This is a genomic window from Virgisporangium aurantiacum, from assembly GCF_016863635.1.
Taxonomy (GTDB): Bacteria; Actinomycetota; Actinomycetes; order Mycobacteriales; family Micromonosporaceae; genus Virgisporangium; species Virgisporangium aurantiacum.
The window spans coordinates 1-23,313 of sequence record NZ_BOPG01000006.1 but is presented as its reverse complement, the minus strand read 5'-3'; the positions used below and the strand labels follow the sequence as shown (position 1 = coordinate 23,313).

Sequence of the window (23,313 nt, the reverse complement as noted above, 5' to 3'; positions counted from 1 at the left end):
TGGCCCCCGCGTTACGCGCGCGGGGGAAGCCGCACCACGCTGACGAAGAACTCGTCGATCTGGCGCACCACCGCGATGAACCGGTCGAAGTCGACCGGCTTGGTGACGTAGGCGTTCGCGTGGAGGTTGTAGCTGCGCACGATGTCCTCGTCGGCGGCCGACGTCGTCAGCACCACCACCGGGATCCGCCGCAGATCCTCGTCGCCCTTGATCTCCTCCAGCACCTCGCGGCCGTCGCGGCGGGGCAGGTTCAGGTCGAGCAGGATGAGGTCGGGCCGCACCGCGTCGGGGTACACCGACGGGTCACGGCGCAGGTAGGCGAGCGCGTCGACGCCGTCGCTGACCACCGTGAGCCGGTTGCGGACCTTGTGCTCCTCGAACGCCTCCTTGGTCAACTGCACGTCGCCGGGGTCGTCCTCCACCAGCAGCACCTCGATGGGCTGGGCCTCGACCTCGGGATAGGCGGCGGCGTCGTCGATCACTGTGCGGGCTCCTCGGCGCGGGAAAGGGCGGGAACTGGGTGGTCGTCAGCGGACAGCTCGGGCCCGACCGGCACGCTGACGGCCGGCTCGCGGACCGGGAGCGTGAATCGGATCAGGGTACCGTCCTCGTACGCGGTGTCGACCCAGATGCGTCCGCCGTGGTACTCGATGATCTTCTTGCTGATCGCGAGCCCGATTCCGGTGCCGGGGTAGGCCTCCTTGCTGTGGAGACGCTGGAAGATCACGAACACCTTGTCGACGAACTCGGCACCGATGCCGATGCCGTTGTCGCGCACCGACAGCTCCCACTCGTCGTCGCGGCGCTCGGCGTCAACGTGGATCTTGATCGGCACGTCCGGCTTCCGGAACTTGACCGAGTTGCCGATCAGGTTGGTGAGCAGCGCCGACAGCAGCGGCTCCTCGCCGTTCACCACCGGCAGATCGCCGCGGGTGATCTTGCCGCTGGTGGGTTCGCGCTGGCCGATGATGTCGTCGACCACCCGGTTCAGGTCGACGTCGACGAAACCGGTGGTCATCCGGCCGATGCGGGAGAACGCCAGCAGGTCGTTGATCAGCCGCTGCATGCGCTGCGCGCCGTCGACCGCGAAGTAGATGTACTGGTCGGCCCGCTCGTCGAGCTGGCCGGCGTACCGGCGCTGGAGCAGCTGGCAGAAGCTCGCCACCTTGCGCAGCGGCTCCTGGAGGTCGTGCGAGGCGACGTACGCGAACTGCTCCAGGTCGCGGTTCGACCGGGTCAGCTCCTCGGTCTGCTGCTCCAGCAGCCGGTTGGCTTCCTCGATCTTGCTGCGGGCCAGCCGCACCTCGGTGAGATCGGCCGCGATCTTCTGGCGCATCGCGTTGACGTCGCGCGCCAGGTTCTCCAGTTCGGGCGGACCACCACCGCTGATCTCGTGCTCGTAGTCGCCCTCGGCGACCTGCCGCACCTCGGCGGCGAGCTCGATCACCGGGCGGGTGACCAGCCGGCTGAGCAGCATGGCCAGCAGGATGCCGGTGGCGATCACGACCACGGCCGCCGAGAACAGCAGCCACACCAGCAGGTTGCTGGAGTTCTGCACCTGGTCGCGTAGCTCGTCGCGCACGGTCGTCACATTGCTCTTGAACCGCGCGATGGCCTGGAGGATCCCCGAGAACCTGGTCTGTACGGCCTGCGGAAGCGCGCCGCGCTCCGGGTCGGGCCCGTCGACGGCCACCGCGTTGATGAGCGGCTCGGCGATCTCCGACCGCCACGAGTCCAGATCGCGCCGGATCGCCTGGAACTGGCCCAGCAGCGCGCGCTCGTTCTCGAGCCACTTCTCGACGTCCCTGGCGAGCGCGATCTCCTGCTCGTGCGCGCGGGTGTAGAGCGTGTTCTTGTAGTAGTCCAGCCCGCTGGCCGTGTACTGGGTGGCGCCGGTCTGCTGGGCCAGCGCCAGCGCGAGCAGCCGGTCGGCCGCCGCGTACGCGGGGCTGATCCGCTCGGTGAGGTGCACCGTGTCGGCCCGCGTCGAGGTCGCGGTGAGGGCGGCCGTCACCGCGATCATGCTCAGCAGCACGGCCGCTCCGGCCGTGAGCGCGGTGATCCGGGACCCGAGCGAGAGCCGCTGCAGCCGCGTGGTCACCGGGAAACTCCGGCCGGAGAGATCAGGACCACCGCGACGTCGTCGGCGAGCGCGCCGCCGTTGCGCTCCTCGACCTCGCTCACCAGCCACGCCGGCAGTTCGGGTGCGACCTGCGCCCAGGCCTCGCTGTGGCCGGACAGAATCTCGCACACGCCCTCGACGCCGAGCCGGTCGCCGCCCGCCGGGGTGGCCCAGCCCTCGATCAGGCCGTCGGTGTACATCAGCAGTGCCCACTCCTCGTCGAGCTGTACCTGGGTGGCGGGCCGGTCGATGCCGGGTAGCACGCCGAGTACCAGGCCCGGTTTGACCTCGCACTGGCGCACGGCCGAACCGGTGATCACCAGCGGTGGGGGATGGCCGGCCAGCCGCATGCTCGCGGTGCGGGCGGCCAGGTCGATGGTCACGGTGGCGACCGTGGCGAACAGTTCCTCGGACCGGCGCTCGACGACGAGCACCTCCTCCAGCGACGGCAGCACCGCGCTGTCGGGCACCCCGGCGAGGATGAGGGCGCGCCAGGCGACCCGCAGGGCCACGCCGAGCGGCGCCTCGTCGACGCCGTGGCCGCACACGTCGCCGATCAGCACGTGCACGATGTCGGGCGAGGTCTGCACGACGTCGAAGAAGTCGCCGCCGAGCAGGGCACGGTGCCGGCCGGGCCGGTACAGCGGGCGCACCGACGGGCCGCCCTCGCGCAGCACCGGCTTGGGCAGCAGGCCACGCTCCAGCCGGGACGACTCGGCCTGCTGCAGTTCCACCTCGCGCAGCCGCCGGGCGTTGTCGTCGGCCCGCTTGCGCTCGACCGCGTACCGCAGCGCCCGGCTCAGCAGGACGCCGTCGACCTGACCCTTGACCAGGTAGTCCTGGGCGCCCTGGGCGACCGCCTCCATGCCGAGGTGCTCGTCGTGCAGACCGGTGAGGACGCACACCGCCACGTTCTGGTTGACCTGCAGCACCTGCTGCAGGCCGCCCAGCCCGGTGGTGTCGGGCAGGCCGAGGTCGAGCAGCACGCAGTGCACCGAGTCGATGCGGACGCGCGCCGACGCCATGTCGGTGGCCACCTCGAGGTCGACCTGCGCGCCGGCCTCGGTGAGCAGTTCCTGCACCAGGAACGCGTCACCGGGGTCGTCTTCGACCAGCAGCACCCGCAGCCGCTCGTTCGGCGCCGGCGCCGGCCGGCGAAGGTCACCGCGCGTGGTCACCTCGAGCCGGGTGGCAACCCGTCCACCGTTCACTCGGCGACGGCGGCACGGTCCACAACGAACACGGCGCCTCCTCGTCTATGTCGCACACGAGGATAGCGGGGATCAGGTTCCACGCATGGTCAGGCGGGGCTCCCGGGGCTCAAATGACCGAGAGGTGCACGTGGTTCGTGTGATCCGAGGACGGGTCACCGCCGGCGCTGCTGTACCGGTGCCACTTCGCGGCCGGGGTCCAGACCAGCCGGTACCAGATCACGTACAGCACACCCAGCCGATCGGCGTTGGCGACGAAGTAGCCGGCCAACCGGTCTCCGTAGTTGCGGTCATCACCGGTCGCGTCGCCGCCGAATCCCTTCGTCTGGGCGGAGAAGTCGCAGGCCCGACCCTTCGGGTGCTCGAACCGGTCGCCCGGGCGGAAACAGCCGACGAACCGGTTGTACCCGGCCTTCTGCGCCTGTTCGAGCGCGTGCAGGGTGCGCGGGGTGATCCGTCCGCCGGTGGTGGGGTCGTCGATCGTGGCGCTCTCCGGCGACCAGCCGCCGTTGGAGTTGCGCGGCGCCGGCTCGGCCGAGGGGCTCGGCACCGGCACGCCGTTGACCACGCCGCCGTTGCCCGCCTTGTCGAGGGCCAGCTTGGCCTCGGCAGCCCGCTTCTCCATCTGGCGGGTCTGCTCCTCCTGAAGCTTGACCTCGGCCTCCATGGCCTTGAGCTGCTTCTCGTACTCCTTGCGGGCGGCGCCGAGCTCGCGTAGCTGCTTGTCGTCGCGCAGCGCCAGGTAGTTGACGGTGGTGACGCCCTCGAGCAGTTCGTCGGCCGTGCGGTCGGTGCTGATCAGCGCCGCCGTCATGTTGAACTTGCTGCCCCGGTAGGCCGCGTTCGCGGTGGACCCCACCTCCTCGGCCAGTTGGGCGAGGCGCTGTTTGGCCTTCTCCAGGTCGACCTGGATCTGTGCCTGGCGGGCTTTCGACGCGTCGGAGAGGGCCTTCGCCTCGAGGTAGGCGCGGTTCGTGACCTCCAACTGCTCGAGCAGGGTCGGCGCGACGCCGGCCTCTTCGGAGGGTTGCGTGGAGGGCTCCGCGTACGCGGGGGTGCCGGCTAGCAGTGTGATGACCGCCACCAGCACCGCCACGACGGGTGTGACGCGCCACCGAACGGGTGCGGGGATCATGCGTGCGGGGGAACCTTTCGCGTACTCCGGCCGCCCGGACGCACAACATCAACGCGCCCGGACACGGCTCACCTGTGAGGTGTTCCGGCTCGTCCGGGCGGGTTGCTGGCGTCGGCCACACTCAGCACCCGCATGACGGCCGCGGGCCACTTTACCTGAGCGTGACCGGATCGCCAGTCTTCACTGTCCGCCGTGACTTTACGTAGCCACACTCGCACGAAACGCCGAGTGATCCGCCTCGGTCTGGCGTGCGTACGCCACCGCGAACTCCCCGAACGCGCGGTCGAACCCCTCGCCGTCGGCGTCGCAGTAGCCGTGGAGCAGCCGCGGGTCGATCGACTGGGCGTGCGCCCGGGCCAGCACCACGCCCACCAGCCGGGCGTAGTCGTCGAGTTGGCGGGCCTTGAGCAGGCTCGGGTCGATGCTGCCCTTCATGTCGCGGAACTGGCGCACCAGGTAGGGCCGGCCGTCGACGGTGGCCCAGCCCAGCAGCGGGTCGCTGGCCGTCTGCATCCAGCGCTGGCCCTCGATCACCCGCTGGCCCTCGTGGCGGTCCACGTGGTCGACGAACGGCCGCAGCGCCGACTGCCGGGCCTGCTTCACCTGGAGGATGAGAGCCTCGTCACCGTTGCCCTTCAGGAGGACGACGTACGAGCGGAGCCCCACGCTGCCCAGCCCGACGACGCGGTGTGCCACGTCGCTCACCGAGTACCGCGACAGCAGCCGGCGCAGCTCGTCGCCGATGGTCTCGCCGTACGCGTCGAGCCCGGCCAGCACGTGCGCCCGCTCCTCGTCCGATATGTGGGTGAGGACCGGCGGGTCGGCGACGAAGTGCCAGCAGTCCACGTCGGGCCGGGCGGTGTACCGCTCCGCCACGCGCCGGCTCGTGTTCTTGCGGGCCTTCTTGCAGACCCGCTCGAACATGTCGGCGATGTCGCCCATGTCGATGTGGGCGAGCGTCTTGTGCGAGGTGGTCATGTGGTGACCCTCGAAGAGCGGCATCGTCGCCAGTTCGGCCAGGGCGGCCCGGTAGCCGGCGGCGCAGTCGTGGGCCGCCTGCCGGCCGGCCTCGTCGCTGAGTTCACTCGACCGGGCGGCCACCGTGAGGCTGGCGACGAGCCGCTTCAGGTCCCACTCCCAGGGGCCGACGACCGTCTCGTCGAAGTCGTTCACGTCCATGATCAGCCGGCGCTCCGGCGAGGCGTAAAAACCGAAATTGGACGCGTGCGCGTCGCCGCAGATGTGCCCGACCCACCCGGTGTTCGGGGCGTGCGCGATGTCGGCCGCCATCACGGTGGCCGCCCCGCGCAGGAACGTGAACGGCGTCTCGGACATCCGCTGGTAGCGGAGCGGGATCAGGTCGACCAACCGGTCGGCGTTGGTCGCCTCGACCAACTTGACCGGGTCGGCCCGACCGGGCGTGGGCTCGTACCGCGCGATCTCCTCGACCGGCACCGCCGACCGCCGCGCCGCCCCCTCGGCGACGACCTCGGCCGCGTCCCGCCAGGACGTGAACAGGTTGCTCATGGAGCACACGGTAACGCCGGCCGTGTAGCCGAAAGCCAATTCGGGTATTGCGGTGGCAGGAAGCCCTTTATCCCCCCGGAGGACATAATGCTCGCGATCGTCGCAGCTGTCGTTCTCGGCCTCGCGTTGATCCTCGATCTGGCGAACGTCGGGCTCGGAAGCACCATCGACCTGTTCACCTTCGTCATCGTCGCGCTGCTGCTGATGGCTCTGCACCTGGGCGGCGTCGGGTCGCACCTGAGCGGCCGCACCGGTGGCTGGTACCGCAACCGCCGCCGGTCGCGCGTCTGATTCAGCCGGTGGTCTCGGCGATCACCGACGCGACCACCGCAGTGAAATCTCCGCCCGCCGTCAGCGCCGCGCGCTGGCGGCGGGCCGACGTTCCCCGGGCGAGCAACGCGGTGGTCAGGCCCCGCGCGGCCGCCCACTCGCCGCGCTCTTCAAGAGCCGGACGGACGTGGGTGAGCAGCGCCTCCACGGCCTCTCCCGCCGGCACCTCGTGCCAGTCGACCGGGTGCACCAGCCCGTCGTCGAGCCCCGACCGGGCCGCCCGCCAGGTGGCCGCCCGGTTCAGCGGATAGGTCGGCAGCGGCCCGTCCGGCCCGCTGCCGGCGGCCGTGGTGACCAGTGCCCGGGCCAGCGCCGCGATGAGCACGACGTCGTCGAGCAGCGGGCAGGCGTCGGCCACCCGGATCTCCAACGTCGGGTAGCGCGCCGACGGGCGCACGTCGAAGTAGATCATTCCCGGGTCGCTGATGACGCCGGTGCCGACCAGCGCTCTGACGGCCTCGTCGTACTCGGCGGCGGTGTCGACGAGCGGCGGCGGGCCGGTGGTCGGCCAGCGCGAGATGGCGACGGTCCGGTACGAGTCGTAGCCGGTGTCTCCGTGCTGGAACAGCGGCGAGCTTCCGCTCATCGCGAGCAGCACCGGCAACCATGGACGCAGGTGCGCCATCAGCCGCACCGCGAGATCCCGGTCCGGCACGCCGACCTGCACCTGCATGGCGCACACCTGGTGCTCGTCGACCAGCCGCCGGTACTGCCCGGCCATCCACTCGTACCGCGCGTCCGGAAAGACCGCCCCGCGGCCGGTGCCCGAGCCCGGCACGCTCCCGCAACCGGCGATCGCCAACCCGGCCTCCTGCGCGGCCGCCGCCAGTTCGGCCCGCCGCATGGCGAGGTCCCGCCGCAGTTCGTCGAGCCCGTGGCAGACCGCCGACGCCGTCTCGATCATCGACAGCCGCAGCTCCGCCTCGGCACCGTGCGCCGCCTCGGGATCGACGGCGAGCAACCGGCGCGCGCCCGACCTCAGCTCCCCACTTTTCGGGTCGACCAGATGGAACTCCTCTTCGACCCCGACGGTCGCCCCAACAGACACGCGACGCACCCTACTGTGTGGTGCGCCCCCACCGCCGTGGTCAGCGGCGGCCAAGATCGCTGATCGAGGAAGAAAACTGAAGTCTGACTACGGGTTTCTTCCTCGCGCCGCGATCATGGTGGCCCGGCAAGGCTGGGCCGGTACGCGCCCGACTTGCGGATCTTGGAATCTCGCGGTCGCCGGCTCGTCCTTCGTTGACGATCTTGGACTGCGCGAGGTGCCACAGGCCCGTCCGGCGTCCAAGATCCGCAAACCCGGGCCCACGCAGGCTGGATAAAGCGCTCAATTCACCCGGGTCATCGGGTCGTCGACGGGGCCGCGGGCGAGCTCAGCAGGCGGTGCTGGTGGCCTTGCCGATCAGGATCTTGTAGGCGCCGGCCGGCTGGCTGAGGGCGTAGGTGACGTCCCACGCGGTGCAGGTTTCGCCGGGCCGTTCCCGGGGGCCGTAGCCGGGTTGCTGGTTGCTGCGGAACGTCACGCGCGCGTCGAGTATGCCGCGGCCACTCGCGGGCGGGCCCACCGAGCGGAGCACGATCTGGCTGTCGGTGGTGGTGGAGATCGCCTGCTTGAAGTCGGCGGCCTGTTTGGCGTTGCCTGGGTTGATGACGCCCGCGGGGTCGTAGGCCGCCAGGGCCTGGTCGTAGTCGCGGTTGTTGATCGCGGTGAAGTAGTCCTCGAAGAGGGCGGCCACGTCGACGGCGCGGCTGTCGGTGACCGACGGGTCGGTGGTCACCAGCCCGGCGGGCGGGGGTGACGAAGAGGTCGCCGTGGCGCTCGGCGAAGGTCTCGAGGGGGCCGAGGTGGCGGCCGTGGGCGTCGAGGTCGGGCCTGGGTTCGCGGTGCCGTCGCCGTTCTGGTCGACCAGCACGACTGTCGCGATCGCGCCGATGGCCAGCAGCACCACCACGGCGACGAGCACCGGCACCCACCAGCGGCGCCGGGGCGCGGCCTGGGGCGGGGAGAGCGGCGGGCCGTAGGCCTCGGCCGGCACGAACGCCGGCGCCGACTGGTAGGCCGGATTGTTCGGGTCGTACGCCGGCTGGGGCTGGTAGCTCGCGTAGCCGGGTTCGAAGGCGGGCGGCGGCTGGTTCTCGAAGCCCGGCGGAACCACCTGGTACTGCATGCCCGGCGGCGGCCCGGTCGCGAACGGCGGCGCGGTCACCGGCTCGACCCCGGAAACCGGCGCCCCGGCGGCGAACGGCGCCCCGGCAGCCGGCGGCGCCCCTGCCGCGAATGGCGGCCCGGCGGCGGGCGGCGGCCCAGTGGCGAATGGCGGCCCAGTGGCGACCGGCGGCCACGCAGGCGGCGGTCCGGCGGCGAATTGCGGCGCGGCGGCCGGCGGCGGGCCGGCCATGAATGGCGGGGCGGTCACAGGCGCGGGGCCCGGCATCGGGGGTCCGGCGACCGGCGGTGGCGCTGCGGCCGGCCTCGGTGACCCGCAGTGCGGGCAGGTGTCACCCGGCGAACCGGTCGGGGTGCCGCACGCCGTGCAGAACCAGATCGTCATGAGGCCCGGTCCAGCTCGAACCACACGACCTTGCCGCCCGCCGGGATGGGTTCGTAGCCCCAGTCTCTGGCCAGCACCTGGACGATGTGCAGGCCGCGGCCGCTCTCGCTCTCGTCGGTCACCGAGCGCCGGTCGGGTTGGCGGTCGCTGCGGTCGCGGACCTCGACGCGCAACCGCTGCGGACCCAGCGCCAGCCGCACCTCGACGTCGCCAACGGTGTGCTGCACCGCGTTCGTGATGACCTCGCCGAGCAGCAGGCGGGCGTTGTCGATCAGGGCCGCCTCGTTCCACGCGGTGAGGATGTCGGCCGCGAACCGGCGGGCCGCCGGCGCCGACGCCGCGTCACCGCCGAACCGGCGTTGGGCGTGCCGGCGGCCGCCGGCCGGAATGTCGTGGTCGAGTGTCAGCGCGAGGATCGCCACGTCGTCGCTGCGCGGGATCGGCCCGACGTCGGCGGCGAGGATGTGGTCGAGCAGCACCTCCGGGTCGAGGGTCGGCGCGGCGCCGACCGCCGCGCAGAGGTCGGCGACACCGCGGTCGATGTCGTAGCGCCTGTCCTCGACGAGGCCGTCGGTGTAGAGGACGAGCGCGCTGGCGCCGGGCAGCAGGAAGCTGGTGTCGATGTACCCGGCCTCGGTCTCGACGCCCAGCGGCGGGCCGCACCGCAGCGTCAGCGGACGGGTGACCCCGTCGGCCGTCAGCACCGGCACCGGGTGTCCGGCGATGACCGCGGTGGCGGTGCCCTCGGCGAGGTGCACCTCGAGGTAGCAGCACGACGCCACCGTGTCGGGCTCCACCCGCAGCAGCAGCTTGTTGACCCGGTCCATCACGCCGGTCGGCGAGTGCCCCTCGACGGCGTACGCCCGCAGCGCGTTCCGGATCTGCCCCATGCTGGCCGCGGCGGTGGGACTGTGCCCGGCGACGTCGCCGATCACGACGGCCACCGCGTCGGGCCCGAGCGGGATGACGTCGTACCAGTCGCCGCCGACGTCGGCGCCGTGGGTCCAGGGCAGGTAGCGGACGGCGTGCCGGGCGCCGCGCAGGTGGGGCAGGTCGGCCGGCAGCAGCGCCCGCTGCAGGTCGGCCGCGATCGACCGCTGCGCCTCGAACAGCAGCGCGCGCTGCAGCGCCTGCGCGCTCAGCCCGCTGAACGCCATCAGGGTGTCGCGCTCGGCCTCATCGAACTCGCGCGGGTCGCGGTAGCCGATGACGAGGACGCCGAGCACCTCCCCGGCGGCGGCCAGCGGCAGGAACGCCCAGGCCTTCCGGTCGCCGGCCGGCACCGGCGCCGCCTCGCCCGCCTGGGCCGCCTCGAACCCGGCCAGGTCGGACAGGTACCGCGGCCGACCGGTGCGCATCACCTCGGTGGCCGGGTAGCTGTGGGTCAGCGGCAGGCCGTCGAGCCGCTCGATCACGTCGCGCTCGTAGCCGGTGTCGTGGTGGACGGTCAGGCGTGCCTGGTCCCGCAGCAGGACGACGAGCCCGGCGCCGCCGGCCGAGGGCCGGACCAGCGACCCGATCACGGCGTAGACGTCGGCCGGGGTGATCGCGGCCGCGAGGGCGGCGGTGAGCGCCTGGAGCGCGGCCATCCGCTCGGCGGCGTACAGGGCCTGCGCCTCTTTCAGCGAGATGCGCTGCTGCTGGTGGACCCGATCGGTGATGTCGCGGTACGACACCGCGATGCGCTCCGGGTCGGCCCGGGAGATCTTGATGTCCCACACCCGGGCGTGGTCGGCGCTCGACACCTCGCGGTGCCACGTCTCGCCGGTGCGCAGCACGTCGAGGCCGTGGTCGAGCAGCCCGACCTCGACGCTCGCCGGCGCGAACTCGCGCACCCGGCGACCGACGAGGTCCTCCGGCGTGCCGCCGCTGAGCTTGGCACCGGTCTGGTTGACGAACTCGCAGACGAAGTCGGTCTTCCCGTCGGCGGCCCGCAGCAGCATGAACCCGTCGAAGGCGGCGTCGAGGACGTCGAACAGCCGGGCGCCCGCGTCGGACCCCGTCTGCACCGTGACCTTCGCGAGGTCGACGAACCGGGCGGCGAAGCCGTCGCCCCAGGGCGCGACGCGGATCTCGAAGTGACCGGCGATGGTGGACCGCTCGTAGGACACCGTTCGGCAGGCCGGCTGCCGGGTGCGCACGACGTCGACGTAGAGCGGCAGCGTCCCGTCGTGGACGGTCTCCGGCCACAGGTCGCGGTAGCGCCGGCCGATCAGCTCGGTGCGGGGACGCCCGAGAATTGCCGCGCCGGCCTCGTTCAGGTACACGAGGACGAAGTCGACGATCGCCCCGTCGGCCCACACGGCCTGCCCGATGGCCCAGCCCTGGCTCTCCGCGTCGAGAACCGCGAGCATGTCGGCCACCGGCAGCGTGCTGGCGCCATCGACCGTCACCTCAGGCTCGCCCTTTCGTCCGACACCTACTGCGGATGAGACTACTGCGTGCGGACGCTCCCCGCGTGCGGCGCGTACGCTCGGGGAATGCCGTCGGCGGGCCCTCTGACCAGGCGGGAGCACCCTACCCGGGTGAACCCCGTCGAGGGTGGCGGTGCGTCCGGTGGATGAGGCGATACTCCTGCGATTCGAGTTCGACCGCGACGCGATCACCGCCGTCCGGCATGACATCGCCGGGCTCGCGACGGCCGCCGGCCTCGCCGGGCTCCGGCTCGAGGGGTTCGTGCTCGCGGTCAACGAGATCATGACGAACGCGGTCCGCCACGGCGGCGGCCGCGGCCTGCTGCTGCTGATGCGCACCGCCGCCGGCCTGCGCTGCGTGATCAGTGACAAGGGGTCGGGCGAGCCGGCCCGGTTCGACGGCCGCGCGCTGCCGCCCACCGATGCCACCGGTGGCCGCGGTCTGTGGCTGGCCCGGCACCTGTGCGACTCGTTCGACGTGGAGACCGGCGGCGACGGCACCCGGGTCCAACTGACGATGGCGATTTAGGCTCGCGTACTCAGGCTCTCCGGCGGCGCCACCGCCAGTCTCGTTCCATGACTGTCGCGTCTCAGGCCAAGCCCAGTGCGGCCTTCCTCATCCAGTCCATCCTCTCGTTCGCCGTCTCCATCTCCGCGCTGGTGATCGGCGTGGTCAGCCTCGAGGTCGACGTGTGGGTCCGCGGCTTCCTCGCCGTCGGCGTGCTCTACGTGGTGACCTCCACCTTCACCCTGGCCAAGGTCGTCCGGGACCAGCAGGAGGCGACCAGCGCCCTCGGTCGCATCGACCAGGCCCGGGTCGAGAAGATGCTCGCCGAGCACGACCCGTACCGGGTCGTCAGCTGAACGTTGCCGCAGACAACTTAACCGGGTAAGGAGGAGAGGACTTCTAACAAACCCCATCGCCTACGACACGAACTGAACGGTAAGGTGAACCGGTTGATTGACCCACTGTCCTGGAGCGCGTGTGAAACGGCCGACGATCGCCGATATCGCCCGGCAAGCCGGCGTGTCCAAGGGCGCCGTGTCGTACGCGTTGAACGGTCAGGCCGGTGTCTCGGAGGCGACCCGGGTCCGCATCCGGGCGATCGCGGAGGAACTCGGCTGGAGTCCCAACACGGCCGCCCGGGCGCTGTCCGGTGCCGCCGCCTACGCGGTCGGCCTCATCCTCTGCCGCCCGGCCCGGGTGCTCGGCATCGAACCATTCTTCATGGAGCTCATCAGCGGCCTGGAAGCGGAACTGTCGGCCCGGTCGTACGCGCTTACCCTGCAGGTGGTGGCCGACCCGGTGGCCGAGGTCGAGGTGTACCGCCGCTGGTGGGCCGAGCGCCGGGTCGACGGCGTCATCCTGGTCGACCTGCGGCGTGACGATCCGCGCGTCCCCGAGTTGGAGAAGCTCGGCCTGCCGGCGGTCGTCATCGGCGACCCGCAGGGCGCCGGCAACCTCTCCGGCATCTGGGCCGACGACGCCGCCGCCCTCACCGACGTGGTCGAGTACCTGGTGGCGCTCGGCCATCGCCAGATCGCCCGGGTCACCGGCCTGCCCGAACTGCTGCACACCCGCATCCGCAACGAGGCGTTCGTGGCGGCGTGCGCCCGGGCCGGCATCGGCGAGCAGCAGATGGTGCAGGCCGACTACACCGGCGCCACGGCCGCCCGCATCACCCGGCGGCTGCTGAGCTCGCGCACCCCGCCCACGGCGATCCTCTTCGACAACGACGTGATGGCGGTGGCCGGGCTGGCCGTCGCGCAGGAGATGAGCCGCTCGGTGCCCGGCGACGTGTCGATCGTCGCGTGGGACGATTCGCCGCTCTGCCAACTCGTCCACCCGCCTCTGACCGCGCTGAACCGCGACATCGCGGCCTACGGTTCCCACGCCGCGCGCCTTCTCCTCTCTCTCATCGAGGGCGTGCCCACCGACGATTTCCAGGACGAGACCCCGCGGCTCGTCCCGCGCGGCAGCACGGCGCCCCCGCGCCCGGAATCTCGCTGAAAACAACCGGATCCCGGGTATCCGAACCAGGTTCACATTGGATAGCGTGCTCCGGTGCTCGCGCGCGGAGATCGACGGTGACCGAATCCCACAACGACCCCCACGACCGCCTCCGGGTCGGCGGTTGGTTGCCGTCCAGGAACGACTCCACCGCCACCCAGCAGATCGCCGCGGTGCCGGCGGAACCGCCCGGATCCGCGCCGGCTTCGACGCCGTCGACGCCGGCGGCGCCGCCGTTGGAGCCGGTCCACGTCGAGCGGCAGCGGCGCGGCCGCTGGTGGTTCATGGTCGTGCCGGTCGCGGTGGTCGTTCTGGTGGTGGCGGTCGCCCTGCAGTTCCGGCCGGATGACGCCGAGATCGGCCCCGACCTGGCCCAGCAGTCGCCGCGCGTGGCCCTGCCCGTGATGTCGGCGTCGGCCCGCACCAACGACGAGACGTCCGCGAGCCCGTCGACGAAACCATCGGCGAGTAGCACGAGGGCGAGCGCGTCGGCGTCGGCGCGCGGAGTTCCGACGCCGACTGCGTCGGCGACACCCGCCGCCCACCGCGGCGCCGTCGTCGGTATCGGCGGCCGGTGCCTGGCGGCCGACCGCGACCGGCCGGAACTCGCGGTCTGTGCCGACCGGGACAGCCAGCGCTGGTCGGCACCGGGCGACGGGACGTTGCGGGTAGCCAACCGGTGCCTCGACGTGTTCGCCAGCGGCGAGGCCAACGGCACGCCGGTGATCCTCTACCAGTGCAACCGCACCGACGCCCAGCAGTGGCAGATCCGCGGCGACGGCACCTGGCGCAACCCGCAGTCGAACAAGTGCCTGGGCACCGTCGGCGGCCGGTCCGACCCGGGCACCCGGCTGGCGGTCTTCGACTGCGCCGGCGCGGCGAGCCAGAAGTGGACCATGAACTAGGAAGCGATTGCTTGACGTATTGTCGTTGCTCATGGCCGAGGAAGAGAAGAAGAAGGACGACGCCGACAAGCCGGTCGACGATCTGGTCACGACGGCGCACAGCGTCGGCGACCTGAGCTACACCGTCACCACCGGGCGCATCGTGCTTCGCGAGGAAAAGATCACCGACGACGCGTTCAACGGCCACGAGCCGACCGCCGAGGTGTTCCTCACCGCGTACGTCAAGCCGGGCGCCGATCCGCTCACCCGGCCGGTCACGTTCGCGTTCAACGGCGGCCCCGGGTCGGCGAGCGTCTGGCTGCACCTCGGGCTCCTCGGCCCGCGCCGCGTCGACATGGGCGACGTCGGCACGCTCAAGCCGCCGCCCTACGGCCTCACCGACAACCACGAGACGCTGCTCGCCGAGTCCGACCTCGTGTTCATCGATCCCATCACCACCGGCTACTCCCGGGCGGTCAAGGGTGGCAAGCCGAAGGACTTCCACGGGTTCACCGGCGACCTGAACTCGGTCGGCGAGGTGATCCGGCTGTGGACGTCACGCAACGGCCGCTGGCTCTCGCCGAAGTACCTGTGCGGCGAGTCCTACGGCACGCTGCGGGCGGCGGCGCTGGCCCGGCACCTGCAGCAGCAGTACGGCATGGCGCTGAACGGGCTGATGCTCATCTCGTCGGTGCTCGACCTCGGCACGCTGGAGTTCGAGGGCCACAACGACGACCCGTACCCGCTGTATCTCCCCACGTACGCGGCGATCGCCCACTACCACGGCCTGCACGGCGACCGTCCCCTCGCCGAGGTTCTCGCGGAGGCCGAGGCCTTCGCCGAGCGCGACTACCCCTGGGCCCTGGCCCGCGGCGCCCGCATGACCGCCGACGAACGCGCCGACGCCGCCACCACGCTCGCCCGCCTCACCGGCCTGTCCGTCGACTACATCGACCGGGTCGACCTCCGCATCGAGCACGTCCGCTTCTTCACCGAACTGCTCCGTGCGCGCCGCCGCACGGTGGGCCGCCTCGACGGCCGCTTCCTCGGCTGGGACGCCGACTACGGCTTCGAACGCTGGAGCGCCGACCCGTCGATGGACGCGATCATCGGTCCGTACACGGGTGTGTTCAACCACTACGTCCGCACCGAACTGACGTACCAGAACGACCTTCCGTACAACATCCTCACCGACAAGGTCCGACCCTGGTCGTTCAAGGAGTTCGAGGGCCAGTTCGTCAACGTCGCCGACCGCCTGGCCGCCACGATGCGCGCCAACCCGCACCTGCGCGTCTACGTGGCCAGCGGCTACCACGACGGCGCGACGCCCTACTTCGCCACCGAACACACCCTCGCGCACCTGGCGATCCCGGCCGAGCTGCGGCCGAACATCCGCGTGGAGTACTTCGAGGCCGGCCACATGATGTACGTCCACGAGCCGAGCCGCCTCGCCCAGTCCGAGCACCTGCGCGAGTTCGTCCAGGCGCCGTCGGGCGGTTGATGCGCGGCGGGTCAGTCGGTCTGCGCGGCTTCGGCCTGCTGGCGCAGGCGGCCGTACGTCGCGATCAGCGCGGCCATCCCGCCGATCATCAGCACCGGGCCGGAGAACACGAACAGCATGCCGCCGGAGCCCAGCGAGGCCGAGTCGGCCAGCCGGGCCAGCTCGGGGATGCGGCTGAACGCGTACCAGCCCGACCAGCCGATGGCCACGATCGCCGGCAGGATCATCCCGGTGGCGTACACGGGGCTGCGCCGGGCGATCGCCGCGCCCGGGAAAGCCGCCGCCACCAGGCCCAGCAGGAACACGCCCCAGCCGGAGCCGCCCAGGTCGGTTTCGATCGACTCGCCCAGCAGGTCGATGTACGCCAGCGGCAGGAACGGGGTGAGCAGCAGCATCACGGCGCCGGCGAAGCCGAACCCGCACGCAACGAAGAGGAACAGGGTGAGCGGACGCTCGTCGGACTCGGCCACGACGCCAGAGCGTACCGGGTGAACGTCAAAGCTCCCGGCCCTCCTCGCGGAGGACCGGGAGCTCAGATCAAAAAGATCAGGCCTGCACCTGGATCAACGTGCGGTCGAGCACCGCACCACCGTTGGTCCACTCGATGCCACCCAGGTACTTGCTGCCCGGCGTGAGGCCGGACCAGGTGGCCGTCACCGACTTGTTCCCACCGACGGTGACCGCCTGGCTGGCGGGCGACACCGTGAGGTTGCCGGACGCCGTGGAGCCCAGCAGGAACGAGTGGAACTTGATGTCCACCGCGTCGACACCGCCCGGCAGGCTGAACACCAGCAGGTAGATGTCGTACGTGCCCGGTTCGGTGACCGTCACCGCCTCGTCGGAGTTGCTGCCGCCGCTGATCGAGTACGGCTCGCCGTCCTTGTAGACGTGCATGTCGAGGTCGGTGTTCGGGGCGTAGTCCGACTGGAACGTCGCGAACCTGCCCGTGACACCGGCCGGCACCGTCACCGTGAACTTGGCGACGCCCGGAACCTCCTGCGGGTCGGCCGGGTCGAACCCGGAGTCGGTGCCCTCCACGTGCTTGGTGTGCACGGTCGACGGCACGAGGCCGACCGGCCGCGCTCCGAGCGTCCCGTTGTAGTTCGCCCGGACCGGGACCTCGACGGACCCGGACGGACCGGACGTGGTGACCTCCGCGACCGCCGAGACCTGCGTGGCACGCACCGCGATCGCGCTGCGCACGCTGTGCCCGCGCAGGTCGGCCAGGGTGAGCGAGCCGAAGGCCCAGGAGCCCAGCGCCGCGGTGGTGCGGGTGATCTCCACCGTGTAGCTCGCCGACTTCCGCGGCAGGACGGTGAGGACCGCCGGGGTGACCTTCACCGTGAACCCGGCCGGTGCCTCCACCTTGGGCACGTAGACGCTGGCCTGGTTGGTGGTGTTGGTGACCGTGCGGGTCACGGTCTGCTTGCCGGCGAGGTCGCCGACCGCGATCGACGCGTAGTTCAGGTCGCTCGGGTCGATCTGGCCCACCAGGTCGCAGACGTCGGAGCCGTCACCGAGGTCCTGGTGCTGGCCGACCCCGCAGGTGTACTGGAACCAGTCGAGCGGGTTCGACTCGTACACCAGGCCCGGGTCGAACGCGCCGGCCGGACGCACGTGGCCGTTGCCGAAGTCGAGCGGCGTGGCCGGGATCTGCTGGCCGGTGTTGTCCTTGGTGGTGGCCGACGTCATGATCGCCGACTTGACCGCCATCGGCGACCAGGTTGGGTTCTTCGACCGCAGCAGCAGCGCGATGCCGGCCACGTGCGGGCTCGACATCGAGGTGCCCTGCAGCGAGTCGTGCAGGTTACCGGCGTGGCCGACCGGCGAGACGGCGGCGATGATGTCGACACCGGGCGCCGTGACGTCGGGCTTGAGCAGGTCGCCGGTGCCGGCGATGGCCGGGCCGCGGGACGAGAACGACGCCATCTGCGGCGCCCGCACCGTCTGCGGCACCGCCGCGGCGAACGACGCCGTCGGGTTCGCGGTCGACGCGATGTACGCCTTCACCGCGAGGCCGCCGGTGTTGTTGATGTGCACCGTCGGCACGAAGTGGTAGTCGGCGTTGATCGACTCGGCGTTGGTGTTGTTGTACTGGACCATTCCGACGCCGCCGGCCTCCTTGACGGCCAGACTCTTGCCGACCCGGGAGGAGCCGCCCCGCCGGCACAGCACGATCTTCCCGGCGACCTTGGCCGGGTCGAGCACCGCCACGCCGCCGTTCTCGTTGGCGGGGAAGCACTGGGCCAACCGCGTCGGGTCGGCGCCGGGCAGGCCGGCGTTCACCGCGTCGATCAGCGGCGCGGGCCCGAACGCCCCGCCGTTGCCGGCACCGGTGTAGGTGGCGCCGTTGCCGAGCGTCACCGACTTCTGGGAGAACCGGTCGTGGGTGCTCGCGGCCACGGTCATGTTCCACGGGCCGTTGTGCGCGACCGTCTCCGGGCCGGGGCCGTTGTTGCCGGCCGACGCGGCCACGAACACGCCCGCCGCGGCGGCGTGGAAGAACGCCGTCTCGGTGAGATCGGTCAGCGAGTTCGTCGATCCGGAGATCGAGAAGTTGATGACGTCGACGCCGTCGGCGACCGCGTCGTCGATCGCGGCCGCGATCTCCAGGCCGCCGCAGCCGTTGCTGTAGCAGACCTTGTAGGCGGCGATGCGGGCCGCCGGCGCCATGCCGCTGACGTTGCCGACCGCGATGCCGTTGATCGTCGCCGGGACGCCGTAGTTGCCGGCCGCGGTGCTCGCCGTGTGGCTGCCGTGCCCGTCGGAATCGCGCGGGGACTTGAAGTCCTCGTCGGTGTACTTCGGCGCGCCGAAGTCGTAGTAGCGGGCGCCGATCACCTTGTTGTTGCAGGCGAAGTCGGGGAAGCCGGCCTTCGACTCACCGGTCTGGCACGGGCCGCTGAACTTCGACGCGATGACGTCGGCGTCGGGACGCGGCTCGGGCAGGGCGGCGAAACTCGGGTTCTCCGGCCAGATGCCGGAGTCGACGACGCCGATGACCGTGCCGAGGCCGGCCTTGGACGGGTCGCCGAACTGCTGGTTCCACACCCCGCCGGAGCCCTCCAGCCCGAGGAACTTCGGGGTGCTGACGGTCGTCATCTTGAAGAGTTCGTTCTTCCAGAGCTTGACCACGCCGGGCGTGCGGCTGAGCCTGGTGACCTCGTCGGCGGTGAGCTTGGCCGCGACGCCGTTGAGGACGGTGTCGTACTCGGCCACCTGCTTGCTCTTGGCTATCTTGGCCCGGTCGAGCACCTCGGCACGCCTGCCCTTGAGGTACTCGCGGTACGCCTGGTAGTTCCACGAGGTGCGGTCGATCTTGGCACCGGGCGCGGCCTTGGTGGCGGCGATGCCGCTGACCCCACCGGTGTAGGCGGCGAGCGGGGCGCCCGCGAGCTGGATCAGGTAGGTGCCGGCCGTGGGGGCGGCGGGTGCCGCCGCGACCTGGGCCGGGGGTGAGAGGGCGAGGACGGTGATCGCCGTCGTGGCGATAGCGAGCGCAGCCGGACGTCGCAGTCCGGCTCGTCGGGAGAGTGACACCGGTGTGAAACCTCCGTGCCTGCGGGGGATACCGCCGCGGGGAACCAACGGCGGCGGGACACGAAGCCTATTTGCATGTGTCACTGGGCGGGAAGCGCTGGACGGCGCCGCCGCACACTTGTAGGGGCAGGCGTAGGGGTGCCGACTCTGGTCGATCAAGCTGCGCCGGCGGCACACAGCAGGTACACAGGTTCCGTAGGGGCGGCCCACAGGTCGCCGCTCCAGGATTGGGTCGTGACCAGTGTGAAGACGGAAAGCCAGCAGCTGCGCCGGGCCGACGGGAGCCCGCTGCGCGTGCTCGTGGTCGACGACGAGGCCCCGCTCGCCGAGTTGCTGTCGATGGCGCTGCGCCTGGAGGGCTGGGAGGTGCGCGCCGCCGGCGACGGGTCGAGCGCCGTGCGCGCCGCCCGTGACTTCCGGCCCGACGCCGTCGTGCTCGACGTCATGCTGCCCGACTTCGACGGCCTGGAGGTCATGCGGCGGATGCGGTCGGAGCAGTCCGACGTGCCGGTGCTGTTCCTTACCGCCCGCGACGCCGTCGAGGACCGCATCGCCGGCCTCACCGCCGGCGGCGACGACTACGTCACCAAGCCGTTCAGCCTGGAGGAGGTGGTGGCCCGGCTGCGCGGCCTGCTGCGCCGGGCCGGCATGGCCACCGCGCACAGCGAGGCCCAGCTGGTGGTCGGCGACCTCACCATGGACGAGGACAGCCGCGAGGTGCGCCGCGCCGGCGAGATCATCACGTTGACGGCCACCGAGTTCGAGCTGCTGCGCTACCTGATGCGCAACCCGAAGCGGGTGTTGAGCAAGGCGCAGATCCTCGACCGGGTGTGGAACTACGACTTCGGCGGCCAGGCGAACGTGGTCGAGCTGTACATCTCCTACCTGCGCAAGAAGATCGACGTCGGGCGCGAGCCCATGATCCATACGATGCGCGGAGCGGGGTATGTCCTCAAGCCGGCTGCGTGAGGTGCGCGGGGGCGCCGGGCCGGCTTCGCCGGCCCGGCGCCCCCGCGCCTGGTCGTTGCGGGCGCGGCTGCTCGTGATGCTGCTGCTCGTGGTCGCCGCCCTGTGCGCCACCATCGGCGTCGCCACCGAGGTGGCCCTGCACCGGTACCTCATCAACAAGACCGACAAGCAGGTGCAGCAGGCGAACGACCGGATCGTCGCCGAACTCGACAAACCGGAGGGGAGGCGCAACCCGCGCTACGGCCGGCCCGATCCGATCGGCGCGGCCGGCCTCGGCTCCGGCACGCTGTCGGCGACCCTGTCCAACGGCGAGGTCCTGTTCGGCTCCTTCTACTCCTCCCGCCCCGGCCCGCCCGACGACCTCGATCCCGAGACCTACGCGGCGATCGAGGCGGTGGCGAGTGACGGCAAGGCCCACAACCGCGACGTGCCCGGGCTCGGCCGGTACCGGCTCCTGGCCATCGAGCGGCCGGACGGCTCGGTGATCGTCACCGGCCTGCCCGTCGACGATGTGTACGACACCCTCGAACGGTTGGCGTTCGTGGAGATCGGGGTTTCGCTGCTCGCGCTGCTCGCCGTCGGGCTGGGTGGCAGCGCGCTCATCCGGGTGACGCTCAAGCCGCTCAACCGCGTCGCCGCCACCGCGGCCCGGGTGGCGGAGCTTCCGCTGCACGCGGGCGACGTCGCGCTCGCCGAGCGGGTGCCCGCGATCTACACCGATCCGCGTACCGAGGTGGGCCAGGTGGGCGCGGCGCTCAACCGGATGCTCGGGCACGTCGCGAGCGCGTTCGCCGCGCGGCAGGCCAGCGAGACCCGGCTGCGCAAGTTCATCGCCGACGCCAGCCACGAACTGCGGACGCCGCTGGCCGCGATCCGCGGGTACGCCGAGCTCGGCCGGCGCGCGGGGGTCGACCCGGAGCCCGTGCTCGACAAGGTGGAGACCCAGGCGAAGCGGATGACCGCCCTGGTGGAGGACCTGCTGCTGCTCGCCCGGCTGGACGCCGGCCGGCCGCTGGAGGTCGGCCCGGTGGACCTGACGGCGCTGGTGGTGGAGAGCGTCGGCGACGCGCACGTGGCCGGGCCGGAGCACCGGTGGCGGCTCGACCTGCCCGAGGAGCCCGTGGTGGTGGTCGGCGACCCGGCCCGCCTGCACCAGGTGCTCGCCAACCTGCTGGCGAACGCCCGCACCCACACGCCACCGGGCACCGAGGTGACGGTGAAGGTCACCCCGGACGGCGAGCTCGTCGTCAGCGACAACGGCCCCGGCATCCCCGCCGACCTGCAGCCGAACATCTTCCAGCGGTTCACCCGCGGCGACACCTCCCGTGCCCGGGCCGCCGGCAGCAGCAGCACCGGCCTCGGCCTGTCGATCGTCGACGCCGTGGTGCAGGCGCACGGCGGTGACGTTCGGGTCGACAGCGAACCCGGGCGCACCACGTTCACGGTGACCCTGCCCCGCTTCACAGGCGGGCCACAGGAACAGCACACGGTCGGGATAGGCGGGTCGATCAACGTTGAATCATGACCACGTTGACCCACCCCGTTCTCGAAACAGGGGTCGCTTCCGGGCCGCGCGCACGGCGTCTCATAAAGCTTTTTGAAGGCCCACGCCCGGCGCTGTTGGCGCTTCTCGCGGCCACCGCGGTCCTTTATATCTGGGGCCTGAGCGCGAACGGGTGGGCCAACGCCTACTACGCGGCGGCCGCGCAGGCCGGGTCGGAAAGCTGGAAGGCGTGGTTCTTCGGGTCGTTCGACGCCTCGAACGCGATCACCGTCGACAAGACGCCCGCCGCGCTGTGGATCATGGGCCTGTCGGCGCGGATCTTCGGGGTGAACTCGTGGAGCCTGCTGGTGCCCGAGGCCCTCATGGGCGTGGCGACCGTGGCCGTGCTGTACGCCGCGGTGAAACGGTGGCACGGGCCGGTGGCCGGGCTGATCGCCGGCGCGGTGCTGGCGACCACGCCGGTGGCGACGCTGATGTTCCGCTTCAACAACCCCGACGCACTACTGGTACTGCTACTGGTGGGCTCCGCGTACGCGACGGTGCGCGCGCTCGAACACGCCTCGGTGAAATGGTTGATGTTCGCCGGCGCGCTGGTGGGATTCGGCTTCCTCACCAAAATGCTGCAGGCGTTCCTGGTGGTGCCGGTGCTGGCCCTGGTGTACCTGGTAGCCGCGCCGACCGGGCTCGGTAAGCGCTGCTGGCACCTGCTGGCCGCCGGCGGGTCGATGATCCTGGCCGGCGGCTGGTGGGTCGCGATCGTCGAACTGTGGCCGGCGTCGAGCCGCCCGTACATCGGCGGGTCGCAGAACAACTCGATCCTCGAACTGACCCTCGGCTACAACGGGCTCGGGCGGCTCACCGGCGAGGAGACCGGCAGCGTCGGCGGTGGGGGCGGTGGCTGGGGCGAGACCGGCCCGGGCCGCCTCTTCAACGCGGAGATCGGCGGGCAGATCGCGTGGCTGGTGCCGGCGGCGCTGATCCTGCTCGTCGCCGGCCTCGTGGTCACCGCGCGCACACCGCGTACCGACCGCGTCCGCGCGTCACTGTTGCTCTGGGGTGGCTGGCTGGTGCTCACCGGCGCGGTGTTCAGCCAGATGCAGGGCATCTTCCACGCCTATTACACCGTGGCCCTGGCGCCGGCGGTCGGCGCGCTGGTGGGCGCCGGGGCGATGCTGGTCGCCGGGCGCTGGCGCAACCTGGTGCTGGCCGCGACGCTACTGGTATCGGTCGGGTGGGCCTACGTGCTGCTCGGCCGCAGCGCCTCCTTCGCTCCGTGGCTGCGCCCGGCGATCATCGTGGTCGGCGTGGTCGCGGCGGTCGCGCTGGTGTTTCTCGACATGCTTCGGGGATACGGGCGCAGTCCCCTCCGGCTACGGTCGGCGCTGCCGTGGGTGGCGAGGGTGGTCGCGGTGGCCGCGATCGCCACGGTGATCGCCGCGCCGCTGGCGTACTCGGTGCAGACGGCCGCGTCCGCCCAGACGGGATCGATCCCGACCGCCGGTCCCGCCGTTGCGGGGAGCGGCCCGGGCGGCGGCCGCGGCCCAGGCGGCGCCGGTGGCGGTGGTGGCGCCGGTGGCGCCGGTGGCCGGCCGAACTTCGGCGGCCCAGCC

19 protein-coding genes are annotated in these 23,313 nt (G+C 71.5%); 9 read left to right on the top strand and 10 right to left on the bottom strand.

The window, feature by feature from the left end; genetic code table 11:
• Positions 1-11: 11 nt before the first annotated feature.
• The 5 genes from Vau01_RS04075 to Vau01_RS04055 form a co-directional block, all read right to left on the bottom strand.
• Positions 12-482, bottom strand: a complete 471-nt coding sequence (locus Vau01_RS04075) for a response regulator (RefSeq protein WP_239151288.1) — start codon at positions 480-482, stop codon at positions 12-14.
• The gene (locus Vau01_RS04070; RefSeq protein ID WP_239151287.1) at positions 479-2,101 is read right to left on the bottom strand and encodes a sensor histidine kinase; all 1,623 of its coding nucleotides are present in this window, start codon (positions 2,099-2,101) and stop codon (positions 479-481) included. The genes Vau01_RS04075 and Vau01_RS04070 overlap by 4 nt, the downstream gene beginning before the upstream one ends.
• The gene (locus Vau01_RS04065; RefSeq protein WP_239151286.1) at positions 2,098-3,300 is read right to left on the bottom strand and encodes a PP2C family protein-serine/threonine phosphatase; all 1,203 of its coding nucleotides are present in this window, start codon (positions 3,298-3,300) and stop codon (positions 2,098-2,100) included. The genes Vau01_RS04070 and Vau01_RS04065 overlap by 4 nt, the downstream gene beginning before the upstream one ends.
• A 142-nt stretch (positions 3,301-3,442) precedes the next feature.
• Positions 3,443-4,468, bottom strand: a complete 1,026-nt coding sequence (locus Vau01_RS04060; RefSeq protein WP_203987331.1) for a coiled-coil domain-containing protein — start codon at positions 4,466-4,468, stop codon at positions 3,443-3,445.
• A gap of 198 nt (positions 4,469-4,666) precedes the next feature.
• Positions 4,667-5,995, bottom strand: a complete 1,329-nt coding sequence (locus Vau01_RS04055) for a DUF2252 domain-containing protein (RefSeq protein ID WP_203987329.1) — start codon at positions 5,993-5,995, stop codon at positions 4,667-4,669.
• An 87-nt stretch (positions 5,996-6,082) separates the two neighbouring features.
• On the opposite strand from Vau01_RS04055, the gene Vau01_RS04050 reads away from it, so the two are divergent.
• Positions 6,083-6,286, top strand: a complete 204-nt coding sequence (locus Vau01_RS04050; protein WP_203987327.1) for a hypothetical protein — start codon at positions 6,083-6,085, stop codon at positions 6,284-6,286.
• A 1-nt stretch (position 6,287) separates the two neighbouring features.
• On the opposite strand, the gene Vau01_RS04045 is transcribed toward Vau01_RS04050, so the two are convergent.
• The 3 genes from Vau01_RS04045 to Vau01_RS04035 form a co-directional block, all read right to left on the bottom strand.
• Positions 6,288-7,373 (bottom strand): carboxylate-amine ligase, encoded by a 1,086-nt coding sequence (locus Vau01_RS04045; protein WP_203987325.1) that lies wholly within the window; start codon positions 7,371-7,373, stop codon positions 6,288-6,290.
• 328 nt (positions 7,374-7,701) lie between these two features.
• Entirely contained in the window at positions 7,702-8,535 is an 834-nt protein-coding gene (locus tag Vau01_RS04040) for a hypothetical protein (protein ID WP_203987323.1), read from the bottom strand.
• Positions 8,536-8,876: 341 nt separating this feature from the next.
• Positions 8,877-11,273, bottom strand: coding sequence for an ATP-binding SpoIIE family protein phosphatase (locus tag Vau01_RS04035; RefSeq protein WP_203987321.1), 2,397 nt, complete (start codon positions 11,271-11,273; stop codon positions 8,877-8,879).
• Positions 11,274-11,436: 163 nt separating this feature from the next.
• Between Vau01_RS04035 and Vau01_RS04030 the strand changes: the two genes are divergently transcribed.
• The 5 genes from Vau01_RS04030 (at position 11,437) to Vau01_RS04010 (ending at position 15,690) form a co-directional block, all read left to right on the top strand.
• A complete protein-coding gene (locus Vau01_RS04030) occupies positions 11,437-11,823 on the top strand; it encodes an ATP-binding protein (protein WP_239151285.1) in 387 nt (128 codons plus the stop codon).
• A gap of 47 nt (positions 11,824-11,870) precedes the next feature.
• Positions 11,871-12,158, top strand: a complete 288-nt coding sequence (locus Vau01_RS04025; protein WP_203987317.1) for a YiaA/YiaB family inner membrane protein — start codon at positions 11,871-11,873, stop codon at positions 12,156-12,158.
• 121 nt (positions 12,159-12,279) lie between these two features.
• On the top strand, positions 12,280-13,305 hold the full coding sequence (locus tag Vau01_RS04020) for a LacI family DNA-binding transcriptional regulator (protein ID WP_203987315.1): 1,026 nt from the start codon (positions 12,280-12,282) through the stop codon (positions 13,303-13,305).
• A gap of 77 nt (positions 13,306-13,382) precedes the next feature.
• On the top strand, positions 13,383-14,210 hold the full coding sequence (locus Vau01_RS04015) for a ricin-type beta-trefoil lectin domain protein (protein ID WP_203987312.1): 828 nt from the start codon (positions 13,383-13,385) through the stop codon (positions 14,208-14,210).
• 31 nt (positions 14,211-14,241) lie between these two features.
• Positions 14,242-15,690, top strand: coding sequence for a S10 family peptidase (locus Vau01_RS04010; RefSeq protein ID WP_239151284.1), 1,449 nt, complete (start codon positions 14,242-14,244; stop codon positions 15,688-15,690).
• 11 nt (positions 15,691-15,701) lie between these two features.
• Here Vau01_RS04010 and Vau01_RS04005 read toward each other — a convergent pair whose 3' ends face one another.
• The gene (locus tag Vau01_RS04005) at positions 15,702-16,160 is read right to left on the bottom strand and encodes a hypothetical protein (protein ID WP_203987310.1); all 459 of its coding nucleotides are present in this window, start codon (positions 16,158-16,160) and stop codon (positions 15,702-15,704) included.
• Positions 16,161-16,236: 76 nt separating this feature from the next.
• Positions 16,237-19,230, bottom strand: a complete 2,994-nt coding sequence (locus tag Vau01_RS04000) for a S8 family serine peptidase (protein ID WP_239151283.1) — start codon at positions 19,228-19,230, stop codon at positions 16,237-16,239.
• A gap of 234 nt (positions 19,231-19,464) precedes the next feature.
• On the opposite strand from Vau01_RS04000, the gene Vau01_RS03995 reads away from it, so the two are divergent.
• The 3 genes from Vau01_RS03995 to Vau01_RS03985 form a co-directional block, all read left to right on the top strand.
• Positions 19,465-20,199: a response regulator transcription factor gene (locus Vau01_RS03995; protein WP_275423911.1), complete on the top strand. Its 735-nt coding sequence runs from the start codon at positions 19,465-19,467 to the stop codon at positions 20,197-20,199.
• Positions 20,177-21,724 (top strand): sensor histidine kinase, encoded by a 1,548-nt coding sequence (locus Vau01_RS03990; RefSeq protein ID WP_203987308.1) that lies wholly within the window; start codon positions 20,177-20,179, stop codon positions 21,722-21,724. Before Vau01_RS03995 ends, Vau01_RS03990 begins: the two co-directional genes overlap by 23 nt.
• A partial coding sequence (locus Vau01_RS03985) for a glycosyltransferase family 39 protein (protein WP_203987305.1) occupies positions 21,721-23,313 on the top strand: 1,593 nt, incomplete at its 3' end. The genes Vau01_RS03990 and Vau01_RS03985, both read left to right, overlap by 4 nt.